Raw genomic sequence first — 17805 nt, 5'->3', positions numbered from 1 at the left:
TGGCTTTCGGTTTGCGGGGCATATTGACTCCTTGGCGTCATGATATGCCTCGAACACGAAATTAATGACAGGCCCCGGCGATGTCGAACTGGTAATACGCCCATATGCCACCGCCGATGATCGCGAGGCACGATAGGACCTTCAGGGTAAGGTCCGCTATGTCGAGTGCTCTTTTCATGGCCACTTTTGGGCTTTCTGGCTTTGACAACGTGCTCGTTGTAGTAGTCCAGACATGCCATTTTGACGGTGTAGGGCGGCTTCGCCGCTTCTCTCTGTTGTTCGAGTAATCGTTCCCGTTCAAGCTTTCGGTTGAGGGCCACGTCTAGACCTGAGCTTCGAATCTGACGTTGTTCCTCCCATGCGGTAATCGCTGCGGAGAAGGGCATCACAGGCCACTCGCCGAGCTTGATTTGCTTCATTTTGCCATCGAGCGGTGACTTGTATCGATAGACCCAAGTTCTGCGCTTGGCTCCTGCACTGATACGCAAGCCAGCGAATCCGTCGATCGGCTCGTCAGTACCCTGAACCATGCGGCGGATTTTGTTCGCATCAAACTTCATTTCCACCCCCAAATTACCTACGCCAAAACCTACGCCTTGGCTTTGGGATGGGGCGATCCTCACGCCTCTACGACAGACTCCTGCATCACGCTACGCATCCGCCCACTTCCTCAACAGGTTGTGATAAATCCCCGTCAACGCAATGACCCCTGGATCCTGCGCGCCTTTCTCCGCGGACAGCGCCTGAATCTGCGTATCCAGCTGATACAGCAGCGTCCGGTCGCCGTCGTCGCGCACCATGCTCTGAATCCAGAAGAACGACGCGATGCGCGCGCCGCGCGTGACCGGCGTGACGTGATGCAGGCTCGACGCCGGATACAGCACCAGATCGCCCGCGGGCAGCTTGGCGCGGTGTACGCCGAAGGTGTCTTCGACGCACAGTTCGCCGCCGTCGTAGTGCTCGGGTTCGGCGAGAAACAGCGTCGCCGACAGATCGCTGCGCACGCGGAAATCCGTGCCGCGCAGCAGGCGGATCGCATTGTCGACGTGCGTGCCGAACGCCTCGCCGCCCGCGTAGGCGTTGAACAGCGGGGGGAACACCTTGAGCGGCAGCGCGGCGGAGAAGAACAGCGGATTGCGGGCGAGCGCGTCCTGGATCGCGTCGCCGACCGTGCGTGCCGCGGACGAGCCTTCGGGCAGTTGGCGGTTGCGTTTCGCCAGCGCCGACTGCGCGCCTGAAGTGGCGTTGCCGTCGGCCCAATCGGCGTGGTCGAGCACGTCGCGGCATTGCGCGACCTGTGCCTTGGTCAGAACGCCCGGGATGTGCAGCATCATGATGCGGGCTCCGGTACGGGGCCGACGGCGCGAGCCGCGGCGCGGAACGCATCGATCGGAGAATCCGCCAGAAACGCGCGCATCTTGCCGACGAAGGCGGGCGTCGCGGTGCGCGGCACCCGGGCGAGCCAGTCGAGCGCTTCCGCTACGCGGCCGCGTTCGCCGAGCAGGCGCGCATAGTTGAATTGTCCGCGAAAATCGCCGGCCTCCGCCGCGCGCCGGTAGTGGTCGAACGCGGTATCGCCGTTCGCCGCGACGATCCAGCCGTCCTCGTAGAATCCGCCGATCAGGTTGATCGATTTCGCATGGCCGAGCGCTGCCGCCTTTTCGAACCAGGCGAGCGCCTGCGCGCGGTTTTCGTCGACGCCCTGGCCGAGCGCCAGCGCCGTCGCGTAGTTGTACATGCCCCAGTCGAGCCCCGCGTGCGCGGCCTGGCGGTACCAGTACACGGCGACGCTCGCACAGGCCGCCGTGCCCCAGCCGAATTCGTAGCAGCGGCCGAGCATGTTCATCGCCATCGGATGGTCGGCCTGCGCCGCGTGCTTGAACCAGCGGAGCGCGGCCGCCGGATCGCGCGCGACGCCGTGGCCGTCGAGCAGGTACTGTCCGTAGACCGCCTGCGCCTCGACGATGCCGTTCTCGGCCGCCGCCGCGACCCACGCGGCGGCGACGTCGGGCGGCCCGGCGAGCATCGCGGCGAACCGGCCGGGCGACACCGCCGCCAGCGCGTTGAGCGTGACCGGCCGCATCGATCAGTAGCGCGCGTTCAGCGTGACGAACGCCGAACGGCCCGGGGCGATCGACGCGTAGTGAGCCGGATACGCCTGGTCGAAGTAGGTGCGGTTGAACAGGTTCTGCACGTTCAACTGGACATCGAGCTTCTTGCTGATCCGGTACTGCGCCATCGCGTCGAAACGCCAGTAGGAGGGCACGGCGCGCAGGTTCGCGGTGTCGCCGTACACCTCGGACATGAAGAACGCGCCGCCGCCGACCGTGAACTTCGGCACGACGTCGTAGTTGGTCCACATCGTGAAGCTGTTGCGCGGCGTGCTCGGGAATTGCTTGCCGTTGTCGGCGGTGTCCTTGCCGTTGTCGCGCAATGCGCTTTTCATGTACGTGTAGCCGCCGAATACCTGCCACTTGCTGGTCAGCTGGCCGGCGACGCCCAGTTCGAGACCCTGCACGCGCTTGTTGCCGACCATCGCGTACTGGTTGTTCGGCAGCGTGACGCGGGCATTGGTGGTGTCGATCTGGAACAGCGCGGCCGTCAGCGACAGCTTGTCGTTCAGCACGTTCCACTTGGTGCCGAGCTCGATGCTGCGGTTCTTTTCCGGCGCGAGCTGGTCGGCGTTCAGGCCGACGCCGCCGCGGCCCGGCGTGAGCGACTGGCTTTCCGCGCCTTCGCCGAGCAGCATGCCGGCGGGCCTCGACGACGTCGCGTACGACGCGTAGATGCTGCCGTTCTGCACGGGCTTGAACACGAGGCCGAGCTGCCAGTTCACCAGCGTGTCGTCGCGGGTGTAGGTTTTCGAGCCGTTCGCGCGGGTGTCGGTGAAGCGGGTCGAGTAGTCGTCGATCCGTACGCCCGCATTGATCTGCCAATGCCGGGTCAGCTCGACGGTGTCGAAGCCGTAGATCGATTTGGTGACCGTGCGTGCGTGGGTCGGGTCGTTGTTCGGCGTGATCGAGCCCGCCCACGGATCGTTCGGGTTCGGCGACCACAGGCTCGTGCAGTTGTAGCCGGACGCCGCGCCGATGCCTTTCTGGCAGATCTTGCCGGTGTCGGTCGCGACGGTGTACGTATCGCGCTTGCCCCATTCGCGCGACAGTTCGATACCGGTCGTGAAGCTGTGCTTGAACGGACCGGTGCGGAATTCGCCGAACAGTTCGGTCTGGTTCGCGATGCTGTTGATCGAACTGTTGCGGTTGTTGTTGCGGCGCCAGACGCGGCCGTTCACGACGTTGCCCTGGCTGTCGTCGGGCTGCGTCCAGATGTAGTCCTGGGTCGATTCCGTGTAGCGCGTGGTGTTGCGCACCGTCAGCGACGGCGTGATGTCGTGCTCGATCCGCACGGTGCTGATGTCGGACGTGGTCTTGCGGAAATCGCGGTTGATCAGGCCGTAGAAATTGTGACGGTCGACCTTTGCCGGGTAGATCGTGTCGACGTTCGCGGGTTTGTTGCCGGTGGTGTAGAAGTACGGGATGCCGCCGTCCGGCAGATCGTCGGTCGACAGGTGGTAGTAGCTCGCGGTAACGCGGGTGGCCGTGCCGAGCCCGAACGCGACCGACGGCGCGACGCCCCAGCGTTCGTTGTTCACCGCGTCGCGGCCCGCCACGTCGTTGTTGTGGCTCATCAGGTTCAGGCGGAATGCCGCATGTTCGGCGAACTGCCAGTTGCCGTCCGCGGTGAAGCGGCGGTAGCGATCGGTGCCGAACCCCGCGCTGGCCGCGGCCGTGGTGCCCAGGTGCGGGGTCTTGGTGATCACGTTGATGCTGCCGCCCGCGCCGCCGCGGCCGCCGTACGCACCGTCGGAGCCCTTGGTGATCTCGATGTTCTCGGTATTGAAGATTTCGCGGGTGGTCGCGCCGGTGTCGCGCATGCCGTCGACGAACATGCTGCCTTGCGAGTCGTAGCCGCGGATGAACGGACGATCGCCGAGCGGATTGCCGCCTTCGCCCGCGCCGAACGTGATGCCGGGCACGGTGCGCAGCGCTTCGGTGAGCGTCGACGCGCCGCTGTTGCGGATCAGTTCCTGAGGAATCACCGTGACCGACTTCGGCGTGTCGACGAGGGGGGCGGTGAATTTCATCGACGACGAGAAATCCGCCTTGTAGCTGGCTTGCGCCTTGCCTTTCACCTCGATCGGCGCGAGATGCTTTTCGTTGTCGAGCGGCGTGGCGTCCTGCGCGAACGCGGGGGTGGCGGCGAGCACGCTGCAAAGCGTGGTGAATTTTCCGAGCTTCAGCTCGTCGGTGCGCGGCTTCATGACAGCTATTTCCTTGCCAGTGTGGCGGAGCGCGAACGCCGTTCGGGAATCGCGGCGCCACGCTCACATTTATTACAAATCGTTTTCGAGTGGCATTCTAGTTAATAAATTAATGAATGAGAAGCGTTCTTGTTACGTTTGTGTGAACAAACGCAAAGATTTCAGGCTATCTGGCGGAAAGATGCAAAGAATGCGGACTGCCGCGAGGCGCTGCGTGTGATTTTCTCGTGATGTGAAAATTGGGGCGAGAAAGCTCGCCCGATATCCGGCTCGATGCGCGGTGCGGGCGGCGGCGCGCGATGAAGGTGCCGTGAGGCCGGATGCTCGAGCGGCGGGTGCGCGCCGGACAAGCCGGCGTCGAGGGGGCGGGTATTTCGGGGCTGCCTCGTCGGGCGTCCGTCGAAGTCTTGCGGGAAGGGGGAGCCGAGCCGAAGCATCGGCGGACCGGATGCTCGGCGATCGTCCGCCCGGAGCGCGCCTTCATCTCCGCGCGGCCGAGCGGGCGGGGGCCGGGTCCGCTGCCCGGCGGGCCGCGCCGCGCGGGTTCAGTCGATCCCGTGAAATACCGCGTCTTCGGGGCCGAGGTACGAGGGCGGGCGCCATGCGGCGTCGCGCATCGAATGCTGAACCTGGTTTTCCACGCCGAGCAGCACCGCGAAAATCGCCATCCGGACCGGGATGCCGTTGTCGGTCTGCCGGAAGATCGCGAGGCGCGGATCGCGGTTCAGGTCGGTCGACAGGTCGTTCGCGCCGGGCCGGCTGTCGCGCGGCAGCGGGTGCATGATCAGCGTGTCCGGCCCGCACACGGCGTCGACGAGCGCCTGGTTGATCTGGAAATCGGGCGTGTAGCCTTCGAACGACTCGTCGGTGAAGCGCTCCTTTTGGATGCGCGTCGCATAGACGACGTCCGCGCCCGCCAGCCCCGCCGCCAGATCGTGGGTCTGTTCGACCACGTGGCCGTTCTTCGAAATCTGCTCGAGGATGTGCGCGGGCATTTCGAGCATCGGCGGCGACACCAGCGTGAACTTGAGGCCGCGATACAGCGCGAGCAGTTTGACGAGCGAATGGACGGTGCGGCCGTATTTCAGGTCGCCGACCAGCGCGATGTGCGCGCCGTCGACGATCTTGCCGAGCCGCGAGAATTCGCGCTGGATCGTGTAGAGATCCAGCAGCGCCTGGCTCGGGTGTTCGCCGGGGCCGTCGCCGCCGTTGATCACGGGCAGGTTGATCGCGCGCGCGAACTCGGCCACCGAGCCTTGCTCGGGATGGCGGATCACCAGCGCGTCGACATAGCCCGCCATGACGCGGCTCGTGTCGTAGATCGATTCGCCCTTCGCCATCGACGAGAACGTGAAGCCGGTGGTGTCGCACACCGAGCCGCCGAGCCGGCAGAACGCCGCGCCGAACGATACGCGGGTGCGGGTGCTGGCCTCGAAGAACAGATTGCCGAGCACGGCGCCTTCGAGCACGCGCGAGATCTTGCGGCGCCGCGCGATCGGCTGCATCACGTCGGCGACGCGGAACAGCGCCTCGACGGCATCCCGCGAGAACTGGTCGACCGACAGCAGTTGCGGCCGGCCTTCGAACGGGAACTGGCCCGCCAGCGAGTGAGGATCTACGCTTTGCGTATAGCTGTTGGTGGGCGACGCGTGCAGGACGATTTCCGAGACGAAGCGCTCGACGATCTCCGGCATGCTGCGCGATTCCTGCGAATCGTCGGGCAGGAGCCAGGTATCGAGGGCCCGCCGGCTGACGCCGATACGATTCGCGAATGCTTCGCGGGTCATGTTGAGGCGGCGCATCGCATCGCGGAGGAACGCTTGCTGGGGAACGGTCATCGGTCGGCCTTGATCGGTGAAAATGTACGCGATGCGTATATTAGGGCGGCGACAGCCGAAGTCAAGCAAAATATCTCCGCGCGGCCGGCGTGTGTCCGGCCGGCGTTCGCCTGTGCGAGCTTCACCACGTTTAACAATCGACGGGTAGCGGGTGCCCGGCGCGTCCGTATAATCGGGACCAGTCCCCGCCCGGCCAGGCCGCGCGGAGGCGAGCCGCACTGGTGTCGATTGCTCGTGGTGACGGGCCCATCTTTTCAAGGAGATTGCGAATGACTCGTTCGATTGCTGCTGTTCTGCTGATCTTGACCGCCGCACTCGCCGGCTGCAATACGATCGCTGGCGCGGGCCAGGATATTTCGAAGGGCGGTCAGGCGATCTCGGATACGGCCGAGAAGGCCAAGTAAGCGCGTCAGGCGCGCGGCGGGCTCGTCATCGCGAGCCCGCTTTTCATCGTGCGCTATGCCGTGCCGGACGGGCCGGATGGCCCGGTTGTCCGGCTCCCGGCCGCGCGATCCGCCGCGACCCGGCGGTTGTGCCACGTGGTTTCTCCTGCATCGCACGTTCGTGCGAACTGCCGCCGGCCGTTCGGTCCGCGCGGTTGTCCCGTTTGAATCCAGCCGGTTTTTCGCCGCGAATCGCAGCCGCGCCGACGTGCGTTCGCGCCGTCGTCACGCGTGCACGATCGATACGCCCGCCGCCGCCAGCGGCTCGGTGAGCGCCGCATCGGTGTGCCGTTCGACGATGATCGCCGTCGCCAGCGCGAGTTCGCCGATCCGGTATTGCGAAGCGGCGTTGAGCTTGTCCGCCGACGCGAGCACGATGGTTTCCGCCGCGTGCGCGGCAAGCGCGCGCTTCATGTAGGCCTCTTCGAGATCGCCGGTGCTCAAGCCGGCGCTCGGGTGCACGCCCGTGACGCCCATGAAGTACAGGTCGGCGCGGATCGCCGCCAGCGCTTCGAGCGCGGCGGCGCCGACCGTCACGATCGAATGCTTGAAGAGCCGCCCGCCGATGATGACCACCTCGACGCCCGGATGGCCGGCCAGTTCGACGGCGACGCTCGGACTGTGCGTGACGACCGTTGCCGTCAGCGCGCGCGGCAACTGGCGGGCGAGTTCGACGGCGGTCGTGCCGCCGTCGAGGATCACGACCTGACCGTTCGAGATCATGCCCGCCGCGGCCTGCGCGATCGCGCGCTTCGCGCCGGATTCGAGCGGCAGCCGCCGCGCGAAATCCGCGTCGGCGGACGACGCGGGCAGCGCGCCGCCATGCACGCGCTGGAGCCGGCCCTCGGCGGCCAGCTCGCGCAGATCCCGCCGGATCGTGTCTTCCGACACGCCGAACGCATCGCTCAACTGTTTCGCGAGGACCTGGCCGTCGCGCTTGAGCGCGGCGAGGATCGCGGATTTTCTCTGGTCGGTCAGCATCGGATCGCCTTGCACGAAATTTCTTGTTTTTGCACGAATATGCACGATACCATCGGGCTCCGATGCTGACAATGGAGGTGATCGATGATCGCGACATCCGAGCGCGTGCGCATTCTCGAGACCAAGGTGCTGTCCGACGACTGGTACGTGCTGAGGAAAACCACGTTCGAATTCCAGCGGCGCGACAAGTCGTGGCAGCGGCAGAGCCGCGAGACCTACGATCGCGGCAACGGCGCGACCATCCTGCTGCAGGATCGCGCGCGCGGCACCGTGCTGCTGGTGCGGCAGTTCCGCTTTCCGGCGTTCGTCAACGGGCATGACGGCATGCTGATCGAGACACCGGCGGGCCTGCTCGACGATGCGTCGCCGGAAGCGCGGATCCGCGAGGAAGTCGAGGAGGAGACCGGCTATCGGGTCGAGCGCGTCGAGAAGGTGTTCGAAGCGTTCATGAGCCCGGGTTCGGTGACCGAGAAGCTGTTCTTCTTTATCGCCGACTACGATTCGCACTCGAAGATCGGCGGCGGGGGCGGGGTCGAGGCGGAGGGCGAGGACATCGAGGTGCTTGAATTGAAGCTGGACGATGCGCTGGCGATGATCGCGCGCGGCGAGATCTCCGACGGCAAAACCATCATGCTGCTGCAGTATGCGGCGATGCGGCGCTCGATGTCGGAGGATCGGCGGGCGTAGTCGCGCTCCGACGCGGATCGGCGCCCCGGGGGCTGGGGGATGCCGCTCCGGGCGCGGCATGCGGTCCGGTGGCCGGATCGGCGGGGGCGGCCGCCGCTTCGTTCAACGCTTGTCCAGTGCCGTCGGCCCGGCGAGCGTGGCCGCGCGCGGCCGGCGGCGCGGCCACGCGCCCGCCATCACACCGGCCAGCACGAGCGCGATGCCGAGCAGGCGGGGCGCGGTCAGCGCGTCGGCGAACATCAGCGAGGACAGCAGCACGGCCGATACCGGCGCGAGCGCGGTGAACAGCGCGGCTTCCGTGCCGCTCGTGCGCGCCGAGCCGGCGTACCAGAGGAGGTAGCCGAGCACGGTCGGCACCAGCGCGTAGTAGACGACCGCGCCGAGCGCGCCGGCGGACACGGCGGGCCGTGCCGCCAGCAGTTCGAAGGCGGCGGGAACGAGCGACAGCGCGAGGCCGAGGCCCGACATCGTCATCGATAGCGCGAGCGGCGCGAGCGGCACGGCGAGGCGCCGGTTCAGCAGCACGAACACGGATTCGCACGCGACGGCGGCGAGTACGAGCAGGTCGCCCGTCAGCGCACGCATCGACCACTGCGAAGCGCCGCCGTGCATCGTCACGGCCAGCACGCCCGCGGTCGCCAGCGCGGCCGCGCACCCGTCGCGGCGGGTCTGCCGTTCGCCGAGCAGCAGCGCGGCGATCAGCGTCGACATCGCGGGCAGCGTGCCGAGCATCACGCCCGCTTCGACGGGCGACGACAGTTGCGTCCCGGCGATCAACAGCACCGTGTAGCCGACGGCGCCCGCGCTTGCCTGCAGCACCAGCAGCAGAGCGTCGCGCCGCGCCGGGCGGGGCCACGCCACACGCTGGATGCGCATCAGCACGCAGAACACCGGCCAGGCGATCGCGAAGCGCAGCGCCGTGGCGGTGAACGGGGGCAGGCCTTCTCCCGCCAGACGGCTGGCGGCGACGGTGCTGCCGACGCCGATCATCGCGAGCGCGAGGTACAGGTATCCGACGAGTCGTGTATTCATGCCGCGATGGTCGGCGCCGCGCGGGTGCGCGTCTTGAACGGAATTGCGGGCGGTGGGGGGACGGGGAGAGGCGCCGGCGGCTGGCGCATGAGCGCATGTCGCCGCGAATTGAAGGGCTCCGGCGCGAAGCGGGATGCCCGAGCCGGGCTGCGCGGGTTACGGCGCCACGCGTGCGCCTACGTATTGCCCGGGCGTGAGCCCGAACTGCCGCGCGAATGCGCGAGTCAGGTGACTCTGGTCGGCGAAGCCGGCGTCGAACGCGACCTCCGCGATCGACCGGCCACTTGCCAGTAATGTCCGGGCGAGCCGCACGCGCTGCTGGACCAGATACGCGTGCGGCGTGATGCCGACGTCGCGGGAGAAGCCTCGCAGCAACTGGAAGCGGCTCACGCCGGATAGCGCCGCAAGCTCTTCCAGCGTGACGGGCGCGGCGGGCGCCGCATCGATCCGTTCCAGCGCGCGGCGTACCGACGGTGCCGGACCGGCAAGCCGCAGCGGCCGGGCGGCATGATGGGTCAGCACGTGCGCGGCGAGCCGCACCAGGGCCTCGCTGCTCGCGGTCGGCTGGGCGGCGATCGCGGTCGCGCGCGCGAACAGCCGCGCGAAATGCGCCGCCAGCAAGGGATCGCGCACGGCGGGGCGGGTCAGTTCGACCGCGTCGAGCCCTTCCTCCGCCGCGAGGCGCCGCACCGTTTCCGGTTCGACGAAGACCATGCGCCACGCACGGGCGCCGCCGAGCGGCGCGCCGTCGTGGATCTCCCCCGGATTGACCATGATCGCGTCGCCCGCGTGCGCATCGACCTGCCCTCGGCCGCTCCACGAACGATGCGCGCCCGCGGCGATCACGCCGATGCCGAACTGGTCGTGCGCGTGACGCGGGAACGCCCGATCGGTGGCAAGGCTGATCGCTTCGATCGGCGCGTCGGCGCAGCGGTGCAGGATGACGCGATGCATGAAACGCTCCAGGAGGGCGCAACGAACACGACAGGTAACGCGCGACAGGCCGCGCGAACGTCACTGTACCCGCATGCCGGCCGCCGCGCCCGTCGCGCGTTCATCCTTTCGGTTGATACCCGCCGCTGCCCCGCGCGGGCACCATGGTCGCCGGTGTCGCCGCCGTCCGTGGCGACGGATCGGTTACTCGGAGAACACGCATGGAAGCAGATCCGGTTTTCATTCAGGTTGGCGCGCTGGCCGAGGGTTTCGCGCCCGACAGTCACATTCTGGACCCCGTCGCCGATCTGGCGGGCCGCGAACTGGTGCTCGACGCGTCCGGCGCGGCGCCGGTCGTCTACCGCTTCGACGGCGCGACGACGCTGCGCTGGGAGGCGCGCGGCACGGGCGGCGGCGGGACGGCCGAATATCGTGCGACGCAGTTGCGGCCCGGCCTGTATTTCGTCGACTACATCGATGCGCAGCGGCGCGCGACATCGGTCAGCGTCGTGCTCGATACGGCACACGGCGTCTGGACTTCGGTGCGGGGCGTCCTGCCGACCGAGGCGGAGGTGCATGTCGATGCGTTCACCCGTGTCGCGCGCGGCCTGCCGCTGACCGGCGTCGAGGTGGCGTTTCGTCACGGCGTGATCGCCGGCACGACGGCGCGCGCACCGCTGCACGCGGAGACGGACGAACTGATCGGCAAGCGGACGATGTATCGCTACAGCGCCAGCGAATGCTACGAGCACATCTACCTGAACGCGCATTTCTATGCGTGGCAATGCCTGGAGGGCGTCGAGCGCGGCCTCGCCGACGTCGATCGCTGCCACTACTTCAAGCTGGCCGATGCGCTATACCTGTTCGTCTGGCGCGAAAAAATCGTGCCCACGCTCGGCGTCGTGCTGATCGATCTCGCGCAGCGCAAGACGGACGGCAAGATCTTCGGTTATCGCGCCGGCGATTTCGGCGCGCTGTCGAATTTTCCGATCGGCGCGTTCGCGCAGGTGCTCAACGAAACCGTGCATCCGGGCGTGCAATGACGGGCGCGGACACCTCGCCTCCAAGCGCCGGCGGCGGCCTGTCGCCCGCCCGGTTCGGCGCCGATTTCACCGGTCGGGCGGTGCTCGTGACCGGCGGTGCGCAAGGGATCGGCGCGGCCATCGTCGAGACGTTCGCGGCGGCGGGCGCGTCGGTGGCGATCGCCGACCTGCAACTGCCGGTTGCGACGGCGCTCGCCGACCGGCTTGCGCGGCAGGGGCTCGCCGATGGACAGACGGTGCGCGGCTATCGGACTGACGTCGCGCAGCGGGACGAACTGTTCGACCTGGTTGCGCGCGTGGAAGCGGACTACGGCGCGCTCGACGTCGTCGTTCACAACGCGGCGTATTTCCCGCTGACGCGGTTCGACGCGATCACCGAGGCCGTGCTCGCGCGCACGCTCGACGTCAACCTGAGCGCGTTGTTCTGGCTCGCGCAGGCGGCGCTCCCCGCGTTCTCGCGGCGCGGCGGTGGGCGCCTGCTCGCGACGTCGTCGGTGACCGGTCCGCGCGTCGCGTATCCGGGGCTCGCGCACTACGCGGCATCGAAAGCGGGCGTCAACGGCTTCATCCGCGCGGCGGCGCTCGAACTGGCCGCGCGCAACGTGACGGTCAACGGGGTGGAACCCGGCATGATCCGCACCCCGGCCGCCGACAACCTCGGCGACGCGGCGCTGAGCGCCCGGATCGTGCGCGGCATTCCCCTCGGCCGCCTCGGCGAGCCGGCCGACATCGCGGCGGCGATGCTGTTTCTCGCGTCCGACGCGGCGGCCTACATCACTGGGCAGACGATCGTCGTCGACGGCGGCGCGACGCTGCCGGAGAGCGGGGCCGCGATGGCGTGACACCGGCCGGGGTGACGGGCCGCATCCCGGACAGGCGCTCCCGGCGGCGTGCGGCTTCCAGGTGCCGCGCCGGCGGGCGCCACGGCTCACCGTCGTGACGCGGCTCCCGCTCGCTGCGGCCGCGGGGGCCGGCGCGCCCATGACCGGTTCGAGGGTTTGCCGATTCGTGCTACCGGTCCGTCCGATCCGGCGTCTACTCTGGCCGGGTCGCGATTCGGCGACACCGCGTCATTCCGTCCCCTTCATCGCCCATGACCGACGCTTCCCGAGCCGCCTGGCGTGCCGCGCTGCGCGCCTGCGTAACGGCCCTGCAGACCTTGAGCCGCGCCACGGCGGTGGTGTTCTACCGGCTCGACACCGATAGCCAGCCCGCCGATTTCGAACTGTTCGGCATGACGGAGGCGATGCATCGCGCGTACGTCGGCCGCTACCGGATGCTCGATCCGCTGCATCCGTCGCGTTGCGCGTCGCAACCGGGCGCGGTGATCACGCTCGCGTCGCAGTTGCCGGACGAGCGGCGCGCGGCCTCCGCGTACTGGACCGGCTTCCTGCGTCAGCACGACGTGTCGGACGTCGTCGAGGTGCTGCTGCGCGACGGCGGCGTCACGGTCGCGGCGTTCTCGCTGCTGCGGGCGGGCGGGGCGGAGCGCTTCTCCGGGGACGCGCTGGCGGCGCTCGACGCGTTGCAGCCTCTGCTCGAAGCCGCGCTGCTGCCGCATCTGCGCGCCGTGCGCGGTATCCGCCGGATCGCCTGCGAGGAGCGCTTGACCTACCGCGAGGAGCAGATCGCGCGCCTCGTGCGCGACGGCCGCTCGAACAAGGAGATCGCCCGCGATCTCGCGCTCGGCCAGCCGACCGTCAAGACCCACCTGATCCGGATGTTCCGCAAGCTGAACGTATCGAACCGCACCGAACTGGTCGGCGCGCTGTTCCTCCAGGACGGCGGCGCGGATCGGCGCCGGTCTGCCGATTTGCGCTAACCGTGCGCGAAACACGCTCGCTAGAGTGGTACGCGGATGTCGCGCCCCGTCGGGCGTGGATGCTCAACCACAATAACGAGACGCTTATGACTCAGACGACTACCGTCACCGTGAGTGACGCGGTGCGTGCGTTCGCCGCGCGCGAATTCGGCCTTTTCATCGACGGCGGGATGCGTCCCGCCCATTCGCCGCGCACGCTCGACGTGTTCGATCCGGCTACCGGCGAGCGGCTCGCACGGGTGCCGGACGCCGACGCGCAGGACGTCGATCACGCGGTCGCGAACGCGAGGCGGACCTTCGATTCGAAGACCTGGAGCGGCCTGCGGCCCGCCGACCGCGAGCGCATCCTGCTCCGGCTCGCCGATCTGCTCGAAGCCCATGCGGAGGAGCTGGCGCAACTGGAGACGCTGAACCAGGGCAAGTCGATCAACGTCGCGCGCGGCGTCGAGGTCGGCGCGACCATCGAATACGTGCGCTACATGGCGGGCTGGGCAACCAAGATCACGGGGCAGACGCTCGACGTGTCGATCCCGTTCCCGCCCGGCGCGCGCTACACGGCCTACACGCGCAAGGAGCCGGTCGGCGTGGTGGCCGCGATCGTGCCGTGGAATTTCCCGCTGATGATCGCGGTATGGAAACTCGTGCCCGCGCTGGCGGCGGGCTGCACGGTGGTGCTGAAGCCGTCGCCCGAGACCCCGCTCACCGCGCTGCGTCTGGCCGAGCTGGCGCTCGACGCGGGCGTGCCGCCCGGCGCGTTCAACGTCGTGACGGGCGGCCGCGAATGCGGCGCGGCGCTCGCGGGCCATCCGTCGGTCGGCAAGATCTCGTTCACCGGATCGACCGCGACCGGCAAGCTGGTCGGGGCCGCGGCCGTGCAGAACATGACGCGCTTCTCGCTCGAGCTGGGCGGCAAGAATCCGGTCGTGATGCTGGAGGACGTCGATGTCGCGCAGGCGCTCGACGGCGTCGCCGCCGGCGCGTTCTTCAACCAGGGGCAGGTGTGCGCCGCGGCATCGCGCATCTACGTGCACCGGAGCCGGTACCGGCAGCTCGCGGACGGGCTGGCGGGCATCGCGTCCGCGATGCGGCTCGGGCCGGGGCTCGACGCGGCCGCGCAGATCAACCCGCTCGTGTCCGCGCACCATCGCGACAAGGTGCTGCAGCACATCGAGCGCGCCCGGCGGGACGGCATCGCGTTTCTCGCGGGCGGCGCGCGCGCCGACGATCTGCCCGGCTACTTCGTGAAGCCCGCCGTGCTTGCCGACGCGCCGCCCGACAGCGCGATCGTGCGCGACGAGGTGTTCGGCCCGGTGGTGGTCGTGCAGCCGTTCGACGACGTGGAGCAGGCGATCCGCGCGGCCAACGCGTCGCCGTACGGGCTTGCCGCGAGCCTGTGGAGCAACGACCTGAAGGCGGTGATGGATCTCGTGCCGCGCATCGAGGCGGGCACCGTCTGGGTCAATTGCCACATTCCGCTCGATCCGGCGATGCCGTTCGGCGGCTACAAGCAATCGGGCATCGGCCGCGAATTCGGCCAGTACGCGGTGGAAGGCTTCACCGAAACCAAATCCGTCTGCATCGCGCACTGAGCGCCGCGTCCCCTTTCCCTGGATTATCCGGAGCACACACCATGAGCTACAACGATTCCCGTTTCTGGCACCCGATGCTGCACCCGAACGAGATGAAGCGCCGCGATCCGATCAGGATCGTGCGCGGCGACGGCTGCTACGTCTTCGACGATCGCGGCCACCGCCTCGTCGACGGCGTGGCCGGCCTGTGGAACGTCAACGTCGGCCACAACCGGGCCGAGGTGAAACAGGCGATCGTGCGCCAGCTCGACGAGCTGGAGTATTTCCAGCTGTTCGACGGCGTCACGCACCCGCGCGCGGAGGAGTTGTCGACGCTGCTGATCGACATGATGGCGCCGGAAGGCATGCGGCGCGTGCTGTACAGCTCGGGCGGCTCCGATTCGATCGAGACGGCGCTCAAGATCGCGCGCCAGTACTGGAAGCTGCGCGGGCAGGCCGATCGCACCAAGTTCATCTCGCTGAAGCAGGGGTATCACGGTACCCACTTCGGCGGCGCGTCGGTCAACGGCAACACGGTATTCCGGCGCAACTACGAACCGAACCTGCCGGGCTGTTTCCACGTCGAGACGCCCTGGCTGTATCGCAACCCGTTCACGCAGGATCCGGAGGAACTGGGTCGCCTCTGCGCGGAACTGCTCGAACGCGAGATCCTGTTCCAGAGCCCGGACACGGTGGCCGCGTTCATCGCCGAGCCGATCCAGGGCGCGGGCGGCGTGATCGTCCCGCCCGCGAACTACTGGCCGCTCGTGCGCGAGGTCTGCGATCGCCACGGCGTGCTGCTGATCGCCGACGAGGTGGTGACGGGCTTCGGGCGCAGCGGCAGCCTGTTCGGCAGCCGCGGCTGGGGCGTGCGGCCCGACATCATGTGTCTCGCGAAGGGCATTTCGTCGGGCTACATTCCGCTCGGCGCGACCGCGGTGAATGCGCGGATCGAGGACGCCTTCGCCGAGAACGCCGATTTCGGCGGCGCGATCATGCACGGCTATACCTATGCCGGGCATCCGGTCGCCTGCGCGGCGGCGCTCGCCAGTCTCGACATCGTGCTGCGCGAGGATCTGCCCGCGAACGCGGCGAAGCAGGGCGCCTATCTGCTGGATGCGCTGCAGCCGTTCGTCGAGCGTTTCGCGGCGGTCGGCGAGGTGCGCGGCAAGGGGCTGATGATCGCGCTCGATCTGGTCGCGGACAAGGCGACGCGCGAGCCGATCGATCCGACGTCGGGCTATGCGAATGCGGTGGCCGAGGTCGCACGGGAGAACGGCGTGCTGGTGCGTCCGGTGGGCACCAAGATCATCCTGTCGCCGCCGCTCGTGATCGGGCGCGAGGAACTCGACCGGATCGTCGCCGGACTGGCGGCGGGCTTCGAGGCGACGCCGTTTCGGCGCGCCTGACGCTGCCGCGCGGCGCACCGGCCGGCACCGCGCGACGCGGCCGCCGGCCGGTTTGCCGATTTGCGCTATCCGCGGGAATTTTGGCCTCCGTATGGTCTCGACATCGGCAGATCAACCAGGAGACGGGTATGTCGGGTTCATCAGGGTATTCCAGCACGCAGGGCGGCTCGGCGGCCGGTCCGGCAAACGGGGCGCCGACCGCGCTCGAAGCGGGGGCGGTCGGTTTTCCGACGGCGCTCGCGAGCGCCGTCGGTCTCATCATGGCGAGTCCGGTGATCCTCACCGCCACCTCCGGGTTCGGGATGGGCGGCTGGGCGTTCGCGGTCGCGATGATCATCGCGTTCGTGATGATGCAGGCACAGGCGACCACCTTCTCGGAAGCGGCCGCGATGCTGCCGACGGCGGGCTCCGTTTACGATTACCTGTCGTGCGGCCTCGGCCGGTTCTGGGCGATCACCGGCACGATCTCCGCGTACTTTCTCGTGCACGTCTTCGCCGGCACGGCGGAAACGATCCTGAGCGGCATCATGGCGCTCGTCAATTTCGAGTCGCTGAACGCGGCGCTCGAAAAGCACAACAGCGCGTGGCTGGTCGGCGTTGGTCTCGTCGTCACGTTCGCGATCACCAACATCATCGGCATCAAGGTGTTCAGCAAGCTCGAGATCGTGCTGACGGCGGGCATGTGGCTGTCGCTGATGATCTTCGGCGTGCTGGGACTGGCCGCCGCGCCGGCCGTGCCGCTCGACGGCTGGTTCGGACGGTCCGAAGTGGGCGCGTCGGTGCCCGCCGTGCTGTCGCTGGTCGGGATGGCGATGTTCATGTTCGTGGGCTGCGAGTTCGTCACGCCGCTCGCGCCCGAAATGAAGACGCCGGGCAAGACCATCCCGCGCGCGATGGCGCTCGGGCTGATCGGCGTCGCGGTCTGCATGTTCATCTACGGCGCGGCGATCAAGCGGCAGGTGCCGAACGTCGCGGTGAGCGCGGACGGCCTCACGCACCTGCTCGACACGCCGGGGGCGATTCCCGCCTTCGCGCTGCAGGTGCTCGGGCCGTTCGGACGGATCTGGTTCGGCGTCGCGTTCCTGTTCGCCGGCGCGGCGACCATCAACACGCTGATGGCGGGCCTGCCGCGCATCCTGTACGGGATGGCGATCGACGGCGCGCTGCCGAAATGCTTCGCGTACCTGCATCCCCGCTTCAAGACGCCGGTGGTCGGCATCGTCGCGGCGGCGATCGTGCCGATCGCGCATGCGTGGCTGATCCAGGGCAATCTCGACAGCATCCTGCACCTGGTGCTCGCGGCGACCTGCGCATGGGGCACCGCGTATCTGCTCGTCACGCTGTCGGTGGTGATGCTGCGGATCCGCCGGCCGGATCTGCCGCGGCCGTACCGGTCGCCGTGGTTTCCGCTGCCGCAGATCGTGTCGAGCGTCGGCATCGTGCTGGCGATCTGGTACATCGCGCCGCCGGGCATGAACAGCCGCGACATCTACGTGCCGTTCGGCGCGATGCTCGGCCTGACCGCCGCGTATGCGCTGTTCTGGACCGTGGTGGTGCAGCGCAAGCATCCGTTCCGGCCGGTGCCGGTCGAGGAAGTGCTGCGCAACGAGCACGCCGCGCAGGCGTGAGAGGCGACGGGATGGATGGGATGGATGGGACGACGGTCAAACGCGGGTGGCGCCGCTGGTTCGCGCCGGGCGCCGCGCCGGGCTACCGGCGCGGCGCGAC

The 17805-nt window shown here is 68.2% G+C and carries 16 protein-coding genes; 8 read left to right on the top strand and 8 right to left on the bottom strand.

Features of this window, described 5'->3' with window-relative positions:
• From RZR99_RS18740 to RZR99_RS18720, 5 genes are all read right to left on the bottom strand, one after another.
• Positions 1–560: Arm DNA-binding domain-containing protein (locus RZR99_RS18740; protein ID WP_323121265.1), on the bottom strand; the 560-nt coding region annotated here is incomplete at its 3' end.
• A gap of 90 nt (positions 561–650) precedes the next feature.
• Positions 651–1334 (bottom strand): Fe2+-dependent dioxygenase, encoded by a 684-nt coding sequence (locus tag RZR99_RS18735; protein WP_323121260.1) that lies wholly within the window; start codon positions 1332–1334, stop codon positions 651–653.
• Positions 1331–2083, bottom strand: coding sequence for a tetratricopeptide repeat protein (locus RZR99_RS18730; RefSeq protein WP_323121259.1), 753 nt, complete (start codon positions 2081–2083; stop codon positions 1331–1333). Before RZR99_RS18730 ends, RZR99_RS18735 begins: the two co-directional genes overlap by 4 nt.
• A gap of 3 nt (positions 2084–2086) precedes the next feature.
• The gene (locus RZR99_RS18725; protein ID WP_323121258.1) at positions 2087–4321 is read right to left on the bottom strand and encodes a TonB-dependent receptor; all 2235 of its coding nucleotides are present in this window, start codon (positions 4319–4321) and stop codon (positions 2087–2089) included.
• 545 nt (positions 4322–4866) lie between these two features.
• Complete coding sequence (locus RZR99_RS18720; RefSeq protein WP_323121257.1) at positions 4867–6159, bottom strand: aspartate carbamoyltransferase; 1293 nt, start codon at positions 6157–6159, stop codon at positions 4867–4869.
• Positions 6160–6428: 269 nt separating this feature from the next.
• Here RZR99_RS18720 and RZR99_RS18715 point away from each other — a divergent pair, with 269 nt between their 5' ends.
• Positions 6429–6563 (top strand): entericidin A/B family lipoprotein, encoded by a 135-nt coding sequence (locus tag RZR99_RS18715; RefSeq protein WP_273998168.1) that lies wholly within the window; start codon positions 6429–6431, stop codon positions 6561–6563.
• A 264-nt stretch (positions 6564–6827) separates the two neighbouring features.
• Here RZR99_RS18715 and RZR99_RS18710 read toward each other — a convergent pair whose 3' ends face one another.
• Entirely contained in the window at positions 6828–7583 is a 756-nt protein-coding gene (locus RZR99_RS18710; protein WP_323121264.1) for a DeoR/GlpR family DNA-binding transcription regulator, read from the bottom strand.
• An 84-nt stretch (positions 7584–7667) separates the two neighbouring features.
• Here RZR99_RS18710 and RZR99_RS18705 point away from each other — a divergent pair, with 84 nt between their 5' ends.
• Positions 7668–8270 carry an NUDIX domain-containing protein gene (locus RZR99_RS18705; RefSeq protein ID WP_323121256.1) on the top strand — a complete coding sequence of 201 codons (603 nt, stop codon included), beginning with the start codon at positions 7668–7670 and terminating at the stop codon, positions 8268–8270.
• Positions 8271–8372: 102 nt separating this feature from the next.
• Here RZR99_RS18705 and RZR99_RS18700 read toward each other — a convergent pair whose 3' ends face one another.
• Positions 8373–9302, bottom strand: a complete 930-nt coding sequence (locus RZR99_RS18700; RefSeq protein ID WP_323121255.1) for a DMT family transporter — start codon at positions 9300–9302, stop codon at positions 8373–8375.
• Positions 9303–9458: 156 nt separating this feature from the next.
• Complete coding sequence (locus tag RZR99_RS18695) at positions 9459–10256, bottom strand: helix-turn-helix transcriptional regulator (RefSeq protein WP_323121254.1); 798 nt, start codon at positions 10254–10256, stop codon at positions 9459–9461.
• A 143-nt stretch (positions 10257–10399) separates the two neighbouring features.
• Between RZR99_RS18695 and RZR99_RS18690 the strand changes: the two genes are divergently transcribed.
• The 6 genes from RZR99_RS18690 to RZR99_RS18665 all read left to right on the top strand — a co-directional run bounded on the left by RZR99_RS18690 (position 10400) and on the right by RZR99_RS18665 (position 17705).
• Positions 10400–11278, top strand: a complete 879-nt coding sequence (locus RZR99_RS18690) for a molybdenum cofactor biosynthesis F family protein (protein WP_407655473.1) — start codon at positions 10400–10402, stop codon at positions 11276–11278.
• Entirely contained in the window at positions 11275–12120 is an 846-nt protein-coding gene (locus RZR99_RS18685; protein WP_323121252.1) for an SDR family oxidoreductase, read from the top strand. The genes RZR99_RS18690 and RZR99_RS18685 overlap by 4 nt, the downstream gene beginning before the upstream one ends.
• A gap of 251 nt (positions 12121–12371) precedes the next feature.
• Positions 12372–13100: a response regulator transcription factor gene (locus RZR99_RS18680; RefSeq protein ID WP_323121251.1), complete on the top strand. Its 729-nt coding sequence runs from the start codon at positions 12372–12374 to the stop codon at positions 13098–13100.
• Positions 13101–13186: 86 nt separating this feature from the next.
• Positions 13187–14689, top strand: a complete 1503-nt coding sequence (locus RZR99_RS18675) for an aldehyde dehydrogenase family protein (RefSeq protein ID WP_323121250.1) — start codon at positions 13187–13189, stop codon at positions 14687–14689.
• Positions 14690–14730: 41 nt separating this feature from the next.
• Positions 14731–16077 carry an aspartate aminotransferase family protein gene (locus tag RZR99_RS18670; RefSeq protein WP_323121249.1) on the top strand — a complete coding sequence of 449 codons (1347 nt, stop codon included), beginning with the start codon at positions 14731–14733 and terminating at the stop codon, positions 16075–16077.
• A 128-nt stretch (positions 16078–16205) separates the two neighbouring features.
• On the top strand, positions 16206–17705 hold the full coding sequence (locus RZR99_RS18665; RefSeq protein WP_323121248.1) for an APC family permease: 1500 nt from the start codon (positions 16206–16208) through the stop codon (positions 17703–17705).
• The last annotated feature ends 100 nt before the right edge of the window (positions 17706–17805 follow it).

The sequence above is a fragment of the Burkholderia alba genome (genome assembly GCF_034721475.1).
GTDB lineage: Bacteria > Pseudomonadota > Gammaproteobacteria > Burkholderiales > Burkholderiaceae > Burkholderia > Burkholderia alba.
This window is presented reverse-complemented; position numbering and strand designations above follow the sequence as displayed.

Coding starts and splice junctions, on each gene's coding strand:
- RZR99_RS18735 (WP_323121260.1), bottom strand. CDS start 1,334: ATGATGCTGCACATCCCGGGCGTTCTGACCAAGGCACAGGTCGCGCAA.
- RZR99_RS18730 (WP_323121259.1), bottom strand. CDS start 2,083: ATGCGGCCGGTCACGCTCAACGCGCTGGCGGCGGTGTCGCCCGGCCGG.
- RZR99_RS18725 (WP_323121258.1), bottom strand. CDS start 4,321: ATGAAGCCGCGCACCGACGAGCTGAAGCTCGGAAAATTCACCACGCTT.
- RZR99_RS18720 (WP_323121257.1), bottom strand. CDS start 6,159: ATGACCGTTCCCCAGCAAGCGTTCCTCCGCGATGCGATGCGCCGCCTC.
- RZR99_RS18715 (WP_273998168.1), top strand. CDS start 6,429: ATGACTCGTTCGATTGCTGCTGTTCTGCTGATCTTGACCGCCGCACTC.
- RZR99_RS18710 (WP_323121264.1), bottom strand. CDS start 7,583: ATGCTGACCGACCAGAGAAAATCCGCGATCCTCGCCGCGCTCAAGCGC.
- RZR99_RS18705 (WP_323121256.1), top strand. CDS start 7,668: ATGATCGCGACATCCGAGCGCGTGCGCATTCTCGAGACCAAGGTGCTG.
- RZR99_RS18700 (WP_323121255.1), bottom strand. CDS start 9,302: ATGAATACACGACTCGTCGGATACCTGTACCTCGCGCTCGCGATGATC.
- RZR99_RS18695 (WP_323121254.1), bottom strand. CDS start 10,256: ATGCATCGCGTCATCCTGCACCGCTGCGCCGACGCGCCGATCGAAGCG.
- RZR99_RS18690 (WP_407655473.1), top strand. CDS start 10,400: ATGGTCGCCGGTGTCGCCGCCGTCCGTGGCGACGGATCGGTTACTCGG.
- RZR99_RS18685 (WP_323121252.1), top strand. CDS start 11,275: ATGACGGGCGCGGACACCTCGCCTCCAAGCGCCGGCGGCGGCCTGTCG.
- RZR99_RS18680 (WP_323121251.1), top strand. CDS start 12,372: ATGACCGACGCTTCCCGAGCCGCCTGGCGTGCCGCGCTGCGCGCCTGC.
- RZR99_RS18675 (WP_323121250.1), top strand. CDS start 13,187: ATGACTCAGACGACTACCGTCACCGTGAGTGACGCGGTGCGTGCGTTC.
- RZR99_RS18670 (WP_323121249.1), top strand. CDS start 14,731: ATGAGCTACAACGATTCCCGTTTCTGGCACCCGATGCTGCACCCGAAC.
- RZR99_RS18665 (WP_323121248.1), top strand. CDS start 16,206: ATGTCGGGTTCATCAGGGTATTCCAGCACGCAGGGCGGCTCGGCGGCC.